Source organism: Frondihabitans sp. 4ASC-45, from assembly GCF_049472575.1.
In the GTDB taxonomy this organism is placed as follows: Bacteria; Actinomycetota; Actinomycetes; order Actinomycetales; family Microbacteriaceae; genus Frondihabitans.
Genome location: NZ_JBCEBN010000002.1, coordinates 253790 through 269202 on the forward strand (window position 1 = coordinate 253790; position 15413 = coordinate 269202).

A 15413-nucleotide genomic window follows, 5' to 3' on the forward strand; every position below is an offset into this window, starting at 1 on the left:
GCGGTGTGACACCGGCCGATTCACGTCACCTCGCCCGGCGCGCAGCCCTGCTGCAGCGCAGAATCGACGCGAAGCCGAAGCTACGAGACCGCGCCGCCGATCGATCCGACAACCGTGTCGAGCGGTGTGCCCGAGGCATCGCGCCGCACGAGCGTCTCGGGCAGCTTACGGACACCGCCGTCGGCGGCCACCGCAATGGCGGGAGCCACCCCGACCCACGCCACGGACAGACCGTCTTCGCCCTTGAGCAGAGCATGGGCCCGAACGCCACCGGTGGCTCGACCCTTCGCGGGGTAGTCGGCGAAGTCGCTGATCTTGGCCCGGCCCGGGTCGGCCCCGGCGATGGTCGCAGCTGACGTCGAGATTGTCGCGACGACGGCCGATGCCGTGGCGGGGACGGCGCCGAAGAACAGCACGGTCGCCCGGGCCGCCAGCGAGATACCGGCGACACCGCCACCGGCCGTGCCCTGGGGGCGAACGAGGGCAGCCGGGTAGCGCAGCAGCTGCGTTGAGGTGGTGACGAAGACGAGCTCGTCGGAGTCGGGGCCCTGTGCCACGCCGACCACGGAGTCGCCGGGCTTGAGCGCTATCACGGGGAACTCCGGCTTCGACGGCCAGGCCCCCGGCGTGACTCGCTTCACGACGCCCTGAGCCGTGCCAAGAGCGACCGGGTCGGCGGAGTCGAGCGAGACGAGGGCGAGCACCTTCTCGGAGGCGGGAGAACTCGCCGATGAGAGGCCCAGATAATCTTTGACCGGCACGCCCGCGCCCAGCTGCACCGACGTCGGGGGAGCGGCCGGCAGGTCGACGGGCGAGAAGCGAATGAGACGACCGGTCGAGGTGACCGCGCCGATCTCGGCCCGCGTCGTCGTGGTGACGCTGGACCGGATCGCGTCGTGCTTGGTGCGGCGCGACGGGGGGACGGGCCCGGCGCCGGACTCGGTGTCGGCGGCCGCGGGATCCTGGAGGTCGACTCGGAGAAGACGACCGGTCGTCGACAGATACACGCGCGTCGGGAGATCGGCGACCTCGACGACGGGGGCGTTCTTGCGAGTCGAGGCGACCGACGGCGCTGCCTCGGTGAGGAGTGTGCGGCGCGGGGTGCCGTATTCGTCGGCGATGTCGGCCAGTTCGCTCGACACCAGCGCCCGCAGCTTGGCGGGATCGGACAGCAGCTCGCGAAGCGACGCGATCGCGGCCAGCAACTCGTCGCGCTCCGCCTCGAGCTCCATCCGGCTGAACTTCGTGAGGCGACGCAGACGGAGCTCGAGGATGTACTCGGCCTGCAGGTCGGAGAGATCGAAGACCTCGCGGAGCCGCGTCTTCGCGGCCTCGGAGTCGTCGCTGGTGCGGATGACCTGGATGACCTCGTCGATGTCGAGGATCGCGATGAGCAGGCCCTCGACGAGGTGGAGGCGGTCTTCGCGCTTCTGCAGGCGGTAGCGGCTGCGGCGGGTGACGACCTCGAGTCGATGCGCAACGTAGACCTCGAGGAGCTCTTTCAGACCGAGCGTGCGGGGCTGCCCCTCGACGAGCGCCACGTTGTTGATGCTGAAGCCGTCTTCGAGCGGCGTGTGCCGGTAGAGCTGCTCGAGCACGGCCTCGGGGCTGAACCCGGTCTTGATGTCGATGATCAAGCGCATGCCGTGGTGGCGGTCGCTGAAGTCGTTGATGTCGGAGATGCCCGTGAGCTTCTTCGCGTTGACGCCGTCTTTGACCTTCTCGATGATCTTCTCGGGGCCGATCATGTAAGGCAGCTCGGTGAAGACGAGCCCCTTCTTGCGAGCCGTGAGGTTTTCGATCGAGACCTTGGCGCGGACCTTGAAGCTGCCGCGCCCGGTCGCATACGCGTCGCGGACTCCGGCCAGCCCGGCGATGGTGCCTCCGGTCGGCAGGTCGGGCCCGGGCACGAAGGCCATTAGGTCGTCGAGGGTCGCCTCGGGGTGCTCAATGAGGTGCCGCGCGGCTCCGATCACTTCGACGAGGTTGTGCGGCGCCATGTTGGTGGCCATGCCCACCGCGATACCCGAGCCGCCGTTCACGAGAAGGTTCGGGAATGCAGCAGGCAACACCTCGGGCTGCATCAGCTGGTTGTCGTAGTTGGGAACGAAGTCGACGACGTCTTCGCCGAGCCCCTCGTTCATCGCCATCGCTGCGGGCGCGAGTCGAACCTCGGTGTAGCGGGCGGCGGCGGGCGGGTCGTCGAGCGAACCGAAGTTGCCGTGCCCGTCGATGGTCGGCAGGCGCATCGTGAAGTCTTGGGCGAGTCGCACGAGGGCGTCGTAGATCGCCGAGTCGCCGTGCGGGTGGAGCTTGCCCATGACCTCGCCGGTGACGCGAGCGCTCTTGACGTGACCGCGCTCGGGACGGAGGCCCATCTCGCTCATCATGTAGAGGATGCGGCGCTGCACCGGCTTGAGCCCGTCACGGGCGTCGGGCAGGGCGCGGGAGTAGATGACCGAGTATGCGTACTCGAGGAACGACCCCTGCATCTCACTCGAGACATCGATCTCTTCGATGCGCTCGCCCGTGGGGGAGGAGCCGGTGCTGTCGGTCGTCGTCATGAACTCTCACTGCAGGGGGATCGGGGGCGAAACCGGCGGCCGAGCGCTGTGCCAGACTGGGGCCGATGAGCACCATGGTACCGGCGAGAGACCCCTCGGCCTGGAGCCTGGCCGACGTTCTCCCCAGCTGCGTAGCGGCCCTCCGGGGTGTGGAGAACAGGTTGGGGTTCGCGCCGGCGCGCCAGGTGGTCGTGCTGATCGTGGACGGGCTCGGATCCTCGGCTCTGAAACAGCGCGCCGGCTACGCGCGCACTCTCGCGGCGGCCGCAACACCTCTCTTCTGTGGTTTTCCGACGACCACCGCCTCGTCGATCGCCACGATCACCACCGGTGTGCTGCCCGGCGAGCACGGCCTGGTCGGCTACAGCGTGCTCGACCCCGAGCACGATCGGGTGGTCAAGCAGCTGTCGGGCTGGGATTCGCGGATGGATCCGGCGACCTGGCAGCGCGTGCCGACCATCTTCGAGCGGGCGACCGCTGAGAAGAGCACGGAGACGAGCGCAGGATCCGACGGCTCGCCCGGGCAGAACATCCGAGCGTTCGCGATCGGCCCCTCCCGCTACGCACACTCCGGTCTCACGAAGGCGATCCTGCGCGGCGCGGAATACCGCTCGGCCGAATCGGTCGAAGCACGGTTCGAGGCGGCGGGCGCGGTGCTCCGCGAGGCGGCGCCCTCGCTGTCGTACGTCTACGTTCCCGAGCTCGATGTCGCCGGTCACAAGTACGGGTGGGAGTCGCCGCAGTGGTCGGCCGCCCTCGAGCTCGTCGACTCGCAGCTACGCACCCTCGTGTCGGGCCTCAAGCGCGATCAGGCTGTTGTGGTCACGGCCGACCACGGCATGGTCGACATCAATCCGGCGAAGCACGTTCTCTACGGCCACCGCCCCGAGCTGGTCGAGGGCGTGCGGCACTTCGCGGGAGAGCCGCGTTGCCTTCAGCTGCACTTCGAGCCAGGCCTCGACGACGAAGCTCGCTCGAGGCTCGTTGCCGCCTGGCACGAGTCGGAGGACGCCCGCTCGTGGGTGGTCACGCGCGACGAGGCGATCGAGGCCGGATGGTTCGGCCCGGTTGATGCCTCGGTGAGACCCCGGATCGGTGATCTGCTCGTCGCCGCACGAAAGGGCATCGCCTATTACGCCGACGCCGACGTGCGTGGCCGCGGGATGGTCGGGCAGCACGGGTCGTGGTCGGCGGAAGAGTCGCAGGTGCCCTTGGCGCGTTTCGGGGCGTTCGCGTAGGTCGGCACAGTTCGTTAAGGCGGTGAGCGGCGCATCGCCTGCTTCCTGAATTGAGGTGCGCTGTCACCACTAAGGAGGGAGTGGCGGCCATTACGGCACGAACACCACGCGCGCTGCCCCCGTCGCCGACCACGCCGCCTCGACCTCCGAGAGGGGACGCTCGTCGACCTCGACCGTCAGACCACCGCGCATCACCTCGGCCACGAGATCCGGTAGCACCGAGACAATGCCCGCGGTGCTCACTGAGCCCTGGCCGCTGCCGAGAAAGCGGAGATTCGCCTGTCGCAGGGCCGCCGACGGAAGAGCAATCTCGGCGCCGGCGCTCGACCCGATCTGAATCCAGTCGAGGGCACGACTGCGATCGGCACGGGCGAGCAGCAGCGGCATAACTGCGTTCTGCGCCGGTTCGCCCCAGAGATAGTCGAGTACGACGTCCACGTCGGCGGCCTTCGCGGCCAGGTCGGCCGCGACCTCGTCGGGGGAGGCCGAGAGGTCGACCGTGGCAGAAGCCCCGAAGGATCCGGCGCGAGCCAGCTTGGCCCGATCGCGACCGGCCGCCACCACGTCGCCGGCACCAAGGCGCCTGGCCACCTGTATCGCGAGCTGACCAGCGGCCCCGGTGGCACCTAGCACGAGCACCGACTGCCCCGGCCGGAACGAGACGCGCTTGGTCAAAGCGACCCAGGACGACATCGCGGGGTTCATCGCAGCCGCGAGTAGGAGGGGATCGGCGTCGGCGGGGAGTGGCACCGATCGGCGCAGGTCGACGATCGTCTTCTCGGCGAGGGTTCCGAGCTGGGTGTCGCCGACGACGAAGTAGACGAGCGAGCCGTCGGCTCGGCGCCCGACGCCGTCGACACCGGGCACGAGGGGGAGCGCGTCGGTCGACGTGTAGTGCGAACCGTCGGCCTGCGATCGAACCCGTGGGTGGAGTGCGGCTGCGAGAACGTCCAAGACTTCCTCGTGGGGCCTGACCGGCTGGGGCTCATCGACATCGGCGTATCGGGGATTGTGGTCGAAATCGGTGACGAGTGCCGCGTGCATGGTGTCTCCTTGATGTGAAGTAGTTGGTGCCGCCAATCATATGCGTGGTGTTACCAACTAAGTCAAGTAGCATCTCGGTCATGGCCGATTCACTCATCGACGCTGCCGCGGTTTTCACGTTCGCCGTCCACGAGGCACTCACCCGCGTCGCCTCCACACAGCAGCTGTCGGTAACGCAGCTGAGGGTCCTTGGGATCCTTCGCGATCGGACCCCGAGTATGGCCGAACTGGCCGACCACCTTCGGCTCGATCGCTCGTCGGTCTCGGGCCTGATCGACCGAGCCGAGAAGCGCGGGCTCGTGGTCCGCGGCACAGCGGAGCACGACGCGCGAGTGGTGACGGTGCGACTCACCGACTCCGGACGCGAGCTGGGCGCTGAGTTGGAAGCCGAAGTGGATCGCGGCGTGGGGGAGCTGCTGGCAGCGGCCACAGCTGAGGACCGCGAGGCGCTCGTGCGGATCGTCGGGGCGATGCGGCGGGTGGGCGGATCCTGACGCCTAGAACACAGCGGCTCCGACAGCATGTCCGCAGCGTCGGTGATCACGACCTCGCCGCGAACGCGTCCCAGAACGCCGTCCCCGCCGCCACACCACCGCTCGCGTGCAGCCGCACGGCAGCCGTTTCGGGCTTGCGCGCCGCCTGCGCGGCGATCGACGCGTCGAAGGCTCGACCGAAGTCGAGGCGAGGCACCCGGGCCGTGATCGAGCGGAGGTCGGACTTCTGCCACCGTGAGGCACCGTCTCCCCGCACGTCGAGTGTGGTCGCGAGTTCGAGCAGGTAGCCCTCCACGTCGAGCGCAGGGTCGACGGAACGCCACATGTGCCGCTCGATGATCTCGCGCACCCGCTCCGAGCGCGCAGGCGACCAGCCGGCTCCTGTCCCGAAGACCGCCGCGACTGCACCTCCGGCCTCCTCGAATGCGACCTCGTGCGCATCGAAGTGCGGCGCGACACCGGCATCGTGCAGCATGGCCGCGACGAAAAGGAGCTCGTCGTCGAAGGTGCGCCCCTCGGCGCGGGCCAACAGCGATGCCCAGGCCCACGAACGCACGGAGTGGTTCACGAGTTCGGGGGAGAGCCAGCGGCGGGCGACATCGAGGGAAGCCGCTGCGATCGGCGTAGGCGGCGTGAGGAGATCGGTCATGCCCTCACCGTAGGGAGACACGAAGTCGACCACGACTGGCAGGCACGCCACTCAACGTCGGCATCCTGCCAAAGGACGACCCGGGGACAATCAGGCCGGGTCGTCGTCCGAGCGGGCACCGAAGACGATCTCGTCCCAACTCGGCATCGACGCGCGACCCTTGCGGCCGCGCGACTGGATCGACTTCTGCCGAGGCTCGGGCGACGAAGACGGGGCCGGCGCCTCGGATCCTCGTCGTCCATCGGGCACGACCTTCGGGCGGAGAACCGCAGGGCGCACGGGCTCACTCGACGTCTCGGACTCGGTACCGTCGTCGAACTCGTCAAGCGGAACGTCCACGACCCGAATCGAGCCGGTCGACGGATGAGCGGCGCGAGACGGAGAGTCGTCGTCAAAGCGCGCGGCCTCGCGTTCGCCTCGGCGTCGACGCAGGGCCTCGAGCAGGTCGGCGGTCTGATTGTGAGACGACTCGCTCTCGGGGGCGCGGTTCATCGCAGCCACCGACGCGGCGCTCCAGCCATCGCGGGCGCGCGCAGAAGCAGAACCGACCGAAGGATCCGGCACGACCGTCTCGGGCACATCCGGCAGAGGCTCGAAGGCGCCGCTGTCGAACCGCCCCGTGTCTCCGGTGTGCTCGTCGGAGCCGGCCGCGGCGTCGGTGTCAACCGAACCCCGGGTCTGCGGCTCGGCCTGGGCTGCTACCGCGCGGAGGCGGGGCACGAGACTCGAGTGGTCGGCGTCTTGACGGGAAAGAGTGTGGGCGTCTCCGGCATGCGGGGCGAGAGACTGTTTCTTGGGCTCGAAACGCCAGGCGGCGTCGCGCTCCACCTCGCTGGTCGTGTAGGTGACACGGATGATCCAGCCGACCGAGGCGTCTTTGAACGCCGTCCATTCGCGGTCAGTGGCACTCGACTCGTCGAGGCGCGAATCGATGACCTCGCCGAACCGCGAGGACTCACCGAGGGCGTCCACGCCACCGGCGACGCTCACCGGCACGGATCGGGCCGATTCGAGCACGAAATTGCGCTCGTCGAGGACGGGGCCTTCGAAACGACGCACATAGACGACATCGGCACCCGTCTCGTCGGCGACCTGCTGGGCGGTACGGCCGGCGCGAATGCTCGACTGGATCTCACGGGGCGAGACCTTCTGCACGACGGGCGCCTGGTCGGGCCCGGCCTGCCGCAGTTGCGACTGCAGGGACTGCGTGACGGGCAACCGGAATTCGCTCCCGGCGTCGGTGGCGACGAGCAGCGCGCCGCTCTCCACTCCGATGACCTTTAACTCCTGCATGCCTCACGCCTTCCGCCGTCGCGATTCACCAGTGAGGATGCCACGGAACTCCCGGAATTCCGGGGAATAACGCGGGCGCGCCGCAAGTTCATTTGCTGCGGCGTGAGACGACAAAGACGGCCGCGCGGGCTGGTTTGCTATTGATCATCGATTGGTGCAAACTGTGCCCGCCGATTTGGGTATCAGACCCTGATCTTCGGGCGAATATGAGTACAGAACTGGATGGGCATGGCCACCGACTACGACGCACCTCGAAAGAACGACGACGATTCTGAGTCGATCGAGGCGCTGAAAGAGCGGGTTCCCGACAAGATGTCAGGTGTGGTCGACGTCGACGACGCCGACAACCCCGGGAGCTTCGAACTCGCCGGGCAAGATCTCAGCGACCTCGACCTCGAGGTCGTCGTCTTGCCCCCTCAGGCCGACGAATTCACCTGCGTCGAGTGCTTCCTGGTGAAGCACCGCTCGCAGCTCGACCACGAGACCAAACTCGGGCCTATCTGCCTGGAGTGCGCGGCCTGATTGCATCGATCGCCAGCGACAACCGCTCCGGGTGTCTCGTCGAGACGAGCCAGTAAGGAGCCGGGTCGCTGGGGTCGGTCAGCCCGATCTTGATCACCGGCTTGACCCAGCCGCGAAACAAGGTCCACGCACGAGCATCGAGACGCACACCGCGTTCGGCCGTCGCCTCCTCACCCGAGAAAGCGGCGGCCGCTCCTATTTCACCGGGATAGAGAATGGCCCGGCCGGCCCGGAAGCCCTCCTCCGCGACCGTCAGCACGGGGGAGCCGAACCAGAGCGCCAGCCCGAATCCGACGAAGAGGGCGATTCCGACACCCCAGCCGACGGGCACGTTGATGGGCAGGAAGACCAGCACCGACGCCGGCACCACGAGCAGTAAAGCCACGAAGACTTGCGGGGGCGGGGAGAGGCGTTCGCGGTACGAGGTCATGAGACTATTCGACCAGACTTCTGCACTACCCTCGACACGTGACTCAGAGCCTCGACGTTCCCTTTGCCCCTCTGGGCGAGGTCGAAGCCCCGTTCTACGCCCACCCGGGCGACGCCGGGGCCGATCTCACCAGTCGAGAGGCTCTCTCACTCCTCCCCGGAGAGCGGGCGCTCATCTCGACCGGCGTCTCGATCGCCCTCCCCGAAGGGCACGTGGCCTTCGTCGTACCCCGCTCGGGTCTGGCGGCGAAGCACGGCATCACAGTCGTCAACTCTCCCGGCACGGTCGACGCCGGCTACCGCGGTGAGATCAAGGTGACCCTCCTGAACACCGACGCCCGCACGCCGTTCGACATCGCCATAGGAGACCGGATCGCGCAGCTCATCGTTATGCCGGTCGTCCGAGCCACATTCGTTCCGGTCGACACCCTCCCCGAGAGCGTCCGCGGAGAAGGCGGATTCGGTTCGACGGGTAGGAGCGGGTTCAGCGTCGCCGCAACGGCCTACGGTGTGGCAAATGACGCCGGCACGACCGGCAGCACCACCGACACGACTACGGAAGGCACCAAGTGAGCAGAAAGAGCCGCCGCGAGGCAGCAGCACTCGGAGAGACGTCGTCGGTCGACGCCGTCGAGCTCGAGACGACCGAGGTCACGGAGGGTGACGAGGTAGTCGACCTCGTCGAGGCCGAAGAAGCCGAGACCGACCTCATCCTCGAAGACAAGTCCGCCCCCGACGACCGCGCCGAGGAGGGCCCGCTCGACGAGAGCGAAGCCAACCCGGTGCGCCCATACGTCGACCTGGGCGGCGTCAAGATCGTTCCCCGCGAGGGGCTCCATCTTCGCCTCGAGGTCGAGGAGGGTTCCAAGCGCGTCGTAGCCGTTGGGCTCGACTTCGCCAAGTCGACCCTGCAGGTCCAGCCGTTCGCGGCCCCGCGGTCGACGGGCCTCTGGCACGAGATCCGCGAGCAGATCGCCGACCAGATCCGCAAGCAGGGTGGCACGACGGCCGAGGTCGACGGTCCGTTCGGGCCGGAGATCCGCGCCGAGATCCCGATTGCGGCCGGCTCCGAGGGCGCCGTCCCCGGGCAGACCACTCGACTCGCACGCTTCGTCGGCGTCGACGGCCCGCGCTGGTTTCTCCGTGGCGTGATCGCCGGAGACGCGACAGTCGACCCGGAGGCCGCCGAGAAGATCGAAGAGCTCTTCCGCAGCGTCGTCGTCGTCCGCGGCACCGAGCCGATGCCGCCCCGCGACCTCATCCCGCTGCACATGCCGAAGTCGACCCCGGGCGACCCCGGCACGACCACGGTCTGATCCGGTGACGAGCGACTCCCACGGCGTGCAGCCGGAGCCGAGCGGCACGGGTGCCGACGAGGCTCCTGCGGCAACGCTGAGCGAGCAGCTTCGTGCCGCGGCGCAGCGAGCGGGCATCGGCAAGGTCGCGCCGGGCGAGGTGCCGACCGGCCATGCTCTGCTGACGGCCATCGGGGGAGTCCGCGGCCTCATCGAGTCGATCCTCCCCGGTCTTGGCTTCCTGGTCATCTACACGATCACGCACGAGCTCCTGCCTTCGGTGCTGGCGCCCGTCGCCCTCGGCGTCGTGTTCGTCGTGGTGAGGGCCGTGCAGCGAGGCCCGGTGCCTCAGGCAATCGCGGGGCTCCTCGGGATCCTGCTCTCCGCCCTTCTCGCCCTGATCTCGGGGCGCACGATCGACAACTTCATTCCCGGCATCGTGATCAACTCCGTGTCGGCGCTGGTGCTGTTGGTCTCGCTCGCCGCCCGCTGGCCGCTGATCGGAATCGTCGTCGGGCTCCTCACGAACGAGGGCTCGGCCTGGCGTGCCGACCGGGCAAAACGCCGCGTGCTGACGCTGACAACGTGGCTGTGGGTGCTCCTGTTCGGCATCCGCCTCGCCGTCGAGGTGCCGCTCTTCCTCGCCGGCGACGTCGCGCTGCTCGGTGCCCTCAAGCTCCTGCTCGGCGTGCCGTTCTACGCCGCGATGCTCTGGGTGACGTGGCTGCTGGTGCGGACGGTGTATTCGGCCCGGTCGGCCGCTGACGTGGCTGCCGATGGCGCTGCGCCCGGATCCTGATTCGAGTGCTAGATTTGTCTTGACATCAAGATAGATCGTTGGGCTCGATTCTGAGCCTCCGGCCAGTCCGCCCCACACGCACGGACTTAGGCTGGCCTTGCTGGTGGAGCTCCTCGCTCCACGGCGAAGATGGGGCGAGTCAGCGCAAGGGAGACGGCACGTGTCAGACGTAAACAGTTTCGGCTCGAAGAGCACCCTCACCGTCGGTGAGAAGACGTACGAGGTCTACCGCATCGACGCGGTTCCCGGCTTCGACAAGTTGCCCTTCAGCCTCAAGGTCCTGCTCGAGAATCTCCTTCGCACCGAAGACGGCGCGAACGTGACCGAGTCGCAGATCAAGGCCCTCGGGTCGTGGGTGCCGTCGGCCGACCCCGACACCGAGATCCAGTTCACCCCGGCTCGAGTCGTGATGCAAGACTTCACGGGCGTGCCCTGCATCGTCGACCTCGCCACGATGCGAGAGGCAATGGCGGATCTCGGCGGCGACCCCACCAAGATCAACCCGTTGTCGCCTGCCGAGCTGGTCATCGACCACTCCGTCATCGCCGACCTGTTCGGCAGCGAGAACGCCCTCGAGCGCAATGTCGAGCTCGAGTACGAGCGCAACGGAGAGCGCTACCAGTTCTTGCGCTGGGGCCAGACCGCGTTCGAAGACTTCAAGGTCGTTCCCCCGGGAACGGGCATCGTGCACCAGGTCAACATCGAGTACCTGGCGCAGGTGACCTTCACCCGCACCGTGGACGGCGTGCTTCGCGCGTACCCCGACACGCTCGTCGGCACCGACTCGCACACCACGATGGTCAACGGCCTCGGCGTGCTCGGCTGGGGCGTCGGCGGCATCGAAGCCGAGGCCGCGATGCTCGGCCAGCCCGTGTCGATGCTGATCCCCAAGGTGGTCGGCTTCAAGCTCTCGGGCGCGATCCCGACCGGCGTCACGGCAACCGACGTGGTGCTCACCATCACGCAGATGCTCCGCAAGCACGGCGTCGTCGGCAAGTTCGTCGAGTTCTACGGCGAAGGCGTCGGAGCGGTTCCGCTCGCGAACCGCGCCACGATCGGCAACATGAGCCCCGAGTTCGGCTCGACCGCCGCGATGTTCCCCATCGACGACGTCACCCTCGACTACCTGCGCCTCACCGGGCGCAGTGACGAGCAGGTCGCTCTCGTCGAGGCCTACGCCAAGGAGCAGACCCTCTGGCACGATCCCTCGGTCGAGCCCAGCTACTCGGAGTACCTCGAGCTCGACCTCGCGACCGTCGTGCCGTCGATCGCCGGCCCGAAGCGCCCCCAAGACCGCATCGAGCTTTCCGTCGCGAAGAGCCAGTTCGAGATCGACCTCGGCAACTACGCCGACGCCGAAGCGCACTCGGGCGTCGACGAGGCCGTCGAGGCGACGTTCCCGGCGTCCGACCCCGTCGGGCTCACGCCCCAGGACGAAGACACCGCGCACGAGCACAGCCACACGCACGCCTCGTCCGCCACGCCGTCGCACGCCTCGAAGCCCTCGCCGGTCACCCTGGCCGACGGATCCGAGTTCACGCTCGACCACGGCGCCGTGGCCATCGCGGCCATCACGAGCTGCACCAACACCTCGAACCCCTCGGTGATGCTCGCGGCCGGGCTGCTCGCTCGCAACGCCAGCAAAAAGGGCCTCAAGGCCAAGCCGTGGGTCAAGACCACCCTGGCTCCCGGCTCCAAGGTCGTCACCGACTACTACGAGAAGGCCGGTCTCACCAGCTACCTCGAAGACCTCGGCTTCTACACGGTCGGCTACGGCTGCACCACTTGCATCGGCAACTCAGGGCCGCTCCTCGACGAGATCTCCACCGCGGTGCAAGACAACGACCTCGCCGTCACGGCGGTGCTCTCGGGCAACCGCAACTTCGAAGGACGCATCAACCCCGACGTCAAGATGAACTACCTGGCGTCGCCGCCCCTCGTCATCGCCTACGCTCTCGCCGGCTCGATGAACTTCGACTTCGAGAACGACGCGCTCGGCACGGGATCCGACGGCACCGAGGTCTTCCTCAAAGACATCTGGCCCGAGGCCGCCGAGGTGCAGAAGACGATCGACGAGTCGATCGACACCGACATGTTCACCCGCGAGTACGGCGCCGTCTTCGACGGTGACGACCGCTGGCGCTCGCTCCCGACGCCCGAGGGCGCGACCTTCGAATGGGACAGCGAGTCGACCTACGTTCGCAAGCCCCCGTATTTCGATGGCCTCACGATCGAGACGACCCCCGTCGTCGACATCACCGATGCCCGCGTGCTGGCGAAACTCGGCGATTCGGTGACGACCGACCACATCAGCCCCGCGTCGACCATCAAGGTCGACAGCCCGGCCGGCCGGTATCTCGCCGACCACGGCGTCGAGCGCAAAGACTTCAACAGCTACGGTTCGCGCCGCGGCAACCACGAGGTCATGATCCGTGGCACGTTCGCGAACATCCGCCTGCGCAACCAGCTTCTCGACGGCGTCGAGGGCGGTTACACGCGTGACTTCACGAAGCCCGACGCCCCGCAGTCGTTCATCTACGACGCCAGCGAGAACTACCGCGCCGAGGGCACCCCCCTCGTCGTGCTCGCCGGCAAAGAGTACGGCTCCGGCTCGTCGCGAGACTGGGCCGCCAAGGGCACATCGCTCCTCGGCGTCAAAGCCGTCATCACCGAGAGCTTCGAGCGGATCCACCGCTCCAACCTCATCGGAATGGGCGTCGTGCCGCTGCAGTTCCCGGCGGGCGAGACGTGGGAGTCTCTCGGGCTCGACGGCAGCGAGTCGATCAGCATCTCCGGCCTCACCGCCCTCAACGAGGGCACGACCCCGAAGACGGTGCACGTGGTCGCGAAGCCGACGGCGCATTCCGCCGAGGGCAAGGCCGTGGTCGAGTTCGACGCAGTCGTTCGCATCGACACCCCGGGCGAGGCCGACTATTACCGCAACGGTGGCATTCTCCAGTACGTGCTCCGCTCGCTGGTGTAGGTCAGTAGTCTTCCCGACGGACGCCCCGCCACTCCCCATTCTGGGAGGGTGGGGCGTTCGTCCGTTGCCAGGCGACGAAGCCTAAACTTCAGGTGGGGTTATACCCGTGCCCCCGGAAAGCGAGACACATGAGCCTCCTCGAGACGATCCACGAGCCCCGCGACCTCGATGGGCTGAGTGACGAGCAGATGCTCGTGCTGGCCGCCGAGATCCGCCGGTTCCTGGTGACGGAGGTGTCGAAGACCGGAGGCCACCTCGGCCCGAACCTCGGCGTGGTCGAGCTCACGCTCGCGATGCACCGGGTGTTCGACTCGCCGAAAGACGCCTTCGTCTTCGACACGGGCCACCAGTCGTACGTGCACAAGCTCGTCACTGGGCGTCAAGACTTCTCCGACCTGCGCCTCAAGGGCGGCCTGGCCGGCTACCCGCAGCGCAGCGAGTCGGTGCACGACATCGTCGAATCGTCGCACGCCTCGTCGTCGCTGTCCTGGGCCGACGGCATCTCACGCGCGTTCACCCTGACCGGTCATGGCGACCGCCATGTGGTCGCCGTCGTCGGCGACGGCGCCCTCACCGGGGGCATGACGTGGGAGGCCCTCAACAACATCAGCGACGACAACACCCGCCGCCTGATCATCGTCGTGAACGACAACGGCCGGTCGTACGCACCGACCATCGGTGGCATGGCCCGGTTCTTGAACTCGGTGCGCACCGCTCAGGCCTACCGCGATATGCACGTCTCCTCGAGAGCGGCTTTCGATCATTTAGGATCCCCGGCGCGCGCGTTCTACCGGGGCGTCCGGGGCGGCCTCCACGGCTTCCTCAGCCGCTTCACCAACAACGACGCCCTCTACTCGAACCTCGACATCAAGTACATCGGCCCGATCGATGGTCACGATCAGAAGGCGATGGAGGAGGCCCTGCAGCAGGCGAAGAACTACGGTGCTCCGGCCATCGTGCACGCCATCACGCAGAAGGGCCGGGGCTTCGAGCCCGCGCTCAAAGACGTCGCCGACCAGTTCCACGCCGTTGGGCACATCGACCCCGAGACCGGCGAGGCCCTCGAGACGTCGAGCGCTCCGGGCTGGACGAGCATCTTCGCCGATGAGATCGTCTCGATCGCCGATCGCGACCGTACTGTGGTCGGCATCACCGCGGCGATGCTGCGCCCCGTCGGCCTCCATCGCTTCGCCGAGAAGTATCCGAAGCGGGTGCTCGACGTCGGAATCGCCGAGCAGCACGCGGTCGCCTCAGCCGCCGGGTTGGCCTTCGGCGGAATGCACCCGGTCGTCGCGCTCTACGCGACTTTCATCAACCGGGCCTTCGACCAAGTACTCATGGATGTCGGCCTGCACAAGGCCGGAGTCACGTTCGTGCTCGACCGGTCAGGGGTCACCGGCCCCGATGGGCCCAGCCACCACGGCATCTGGGACCTCGCCATCCTGCAGGTCGTCCCCGGCATCCGCATCGCCGCGCCCCGCGACGGCACCCGCCTTCGCGAAGAGCTCCGCGAGGCCGTTGCCGTCACCGACGCTCCCACCGTCATCCGCTTCCCCAAGGGCGAGGCGGGTGACGACATCGACGCCGTCGAGCGTCTTGACGACGGCGTCGACGTCCTCGCCCGCGGCGACCGACCCGACGTTCTCATCATGGCCGTCGGCCCGATGGCCCGGCTGGGGCTCGACGTGGCAGCCCGACTCGCCTCGCAGGGCATCGGCGCCACGGTCGTCGACCCGCGCTGGGTCGTTCCCGTGCCTCGCAGCGTCGTCGACCTCGCCGCCCAGCACCGCCTCGTCGTCACTCTCGAAGACGGCGTGAGGGTCGGCGGAATTGGCACGCGCGTGCGTCAAGATCTGCGCGCCGCCGACGTCGACACCGCGGTCACGGAGCTCGGTCTGCCCGACGAGTTCATCGACCACGCCTCGCGCGCCCAGATCTTCGACGCGGCTGGCCTCACGGCCCAGGCCGTCGCGCGCGACGTGACGGCCATGGTGCTGGGGTCGAAGCTGCCTGTCGCCCGACCCGAGGGGGCGTCGCCGTCGACTGGCTCGTCGGCCTCGGTCACATCGGCCCAGCGCAGTTCGGCCGACGCCGAGTAGCCCG

The 15413-nt window shown here is 68.0% G+C and carries 13 protein-coding genes; 8 read left to right on the plus strand and 5 right to left on the minus strand.

All coding sequences use genetic code 11. From position 1 onward, the window contains the following. Window positions 1-80: 80 nt before the first annotated feature. Window positions 81-2564 carry a DNA gyrase/topoisomerase IV subunit A gene (locus VH571_RS04760; RefSeq protein ID WP_423263555.1) on the minus strand — a complete coding sequence of 828 codons (2484 nt, stop codon included), beginning with the start codon at window positions 2562-2564 and terminating at the stop codon, window positions 81-83. 65 nt (window positions 2565-2629) lie between these two features. Between VH571_RS04760 and VH571_RS04765 the strand changes: the two genes are divergently transcribed. Beyond that, window positions 2630-3802 (plus strand): alkaline phosphatase family protein, encoded by a 1173-nt coding sequence (locus VH571_RS04765; RefSeq protein WP_423263556.1) that lies wholly within the window; start codon window positions 2630-2632, stop codon window positions 3800-3802. A gap of 90 nt (window positions 3803-3892) precedes the next feature. On the opposite strand, the gene VH571_RS04770 is transcribed toward VH571_RS04765, so the two are convergent. Further along, on the minus strand, window positions 3893-4846 hold the full coding sequence (locus tag VH571_RS04770; RefSeq protein ID WP_423263557.1) for a zinc-binding dehydrogenase: 954 nt from the start codon (window positions 4844-4846) through the stop codon (window positions 3893-3895). A gap of 80 nt (window positions 4847-4926) precedes the next feature. Between VH571_RS04770 and VH571_RS04775 the strand changes: the two genes are divergently transcribed. Next, on the plus strand, window positions 4927-5340 hold the full coding sequence (locus tag VH571_RS04775; RefSeq protein WP_423263558.1) for a MarR family winged helix-turn-helix transcriptional regulator: 414 nt from the start codon (window positions 4927-4929) through the stop codon (window positions 5338-5340). Window positions 5341-5386: 46 nt separating this feature from the next. Here VH571_RS04775 and VH571_RS04780 read toward each other — a convergent pair whose 3' ends face one another. Further along, a complete protein-coding gene (locus VH571_RS04780) occupies window positions 5387-5989 on the minus strand; it encodes an HD domain-containing protein (RefSeq protein WP_423263559.1) in 603 nt (200 codons plus the stop codon). Between the two features lie 90 nt (window positions 5990-6079). After that, window positions 6080-7282, minus strand: coding sequence for a septation protein SepH (sepH, locus tag VH571_RS04785; RefSeq protein ID WP_423263560.1), 1203 nt, complete (start codon window positions 7280-7282; stop codon window positions 6080-6082). Window positions 7283-7510: 228 nt separating this feature from the next. On the opposite strand from sepH, the gene VH571_RS04790 reads away from it, so the two are divergent. After that, window positions 7511-7804: a DUF4193 domain-containing protein gene (locus VH571_RS04790; RefSeq protein WP_055961860.1), complete on the plus strand. Its 294-nt coding sequence runs from the start codon at window positions 7511-7513 to the stop codon at window positions 7802-7804. Here the strand turns inward: VH571_RS04790 and VH571_RS04795 are convergent. Beyond that, on the minus strand, window positions 7779-8234 hold the full coding sequence (locus VH571_RS04795) for a DUF3093 domain-containing protein (RefSeq protein WP_055958100.1): 456 nt from the start codon (window positions 8232-8234) through the stop codon (window positions 7779-7781). The two genes, VH571_RS04790 and VH571_RS04795, sit on opposite strands and share 26 nt — an antisense overlap. A 71-nt stretch (window positions 8235-8305) precedes the next feature. Between VH571_RS04795 and dut the strand changes: the two genes are divergently transcribed. From dut to dxs, 5 genes are all read left to right on the plus strand, one after another. After that, window positions 8306-8806, plus strand: a complete 501-nt coding sequence (dut, locus tag VH571_RS04800; RefSeq protein ID WP_423263766.1) for a dUTP diphosphatase — start codon at window positions 8306-8308, stop codon at window positions 8804-8806. A 137-nt stretch (window positions 8807-8943) separates the two neighbouring features. Continuing rightward, the gene (locus VH571_RS04805; RefSeq protein WP_055961857.1) at window positions 8944-9549 is read left to right on the plus strand and encodes a DUF3710 domain-containing protein; all 606 of its coding nucleotides are present in this window, start codon (window positions 8944-8946) and stop codon (window positions 9547-9549) included. Between the two features lie 4 nt (window positions 9550-9553). Continuing rightward, a complete protein-coding gene (locus VH571_RS04810; RefSeq protein ID WP_423263561.1) occupies window positions 9554-10327 on the plus strand; it encodes a DUF3159 domain-containing protein in 774 nt (257 codons plus the stop codon). 160 nt (window positions 10328-10487) lie between these two features. Next, window positions 10488-13310: an aconitate hydratase AcnA gene (gene acnA / locus VH571_RS04815; RefSeq protein ID WP_055958097.1), complete on the plus strand. Its 2823-nt coding sequence runs from the start codon at window positions 10488-10490 to the stop codon at window positions 13308-13310. Window positions 13311-13438: 128 nt separating this feature from the next. Further along, the gene (gene dxs, locus VH571_RS04820) at window positions 13439-15409 is read left to right on the plus strand and encodes a 1-deoxy-D-xylulose-5-phosphate synthase (RefSeq protein ID WP_423263562.1); all 1971 of its coding nucleotides are present in this window, start codon (window positions 13439-13441) and stop codon (window positions 15407-15409) included. Window positions 15410-15413: the final 4 nt, after the last annotated feature.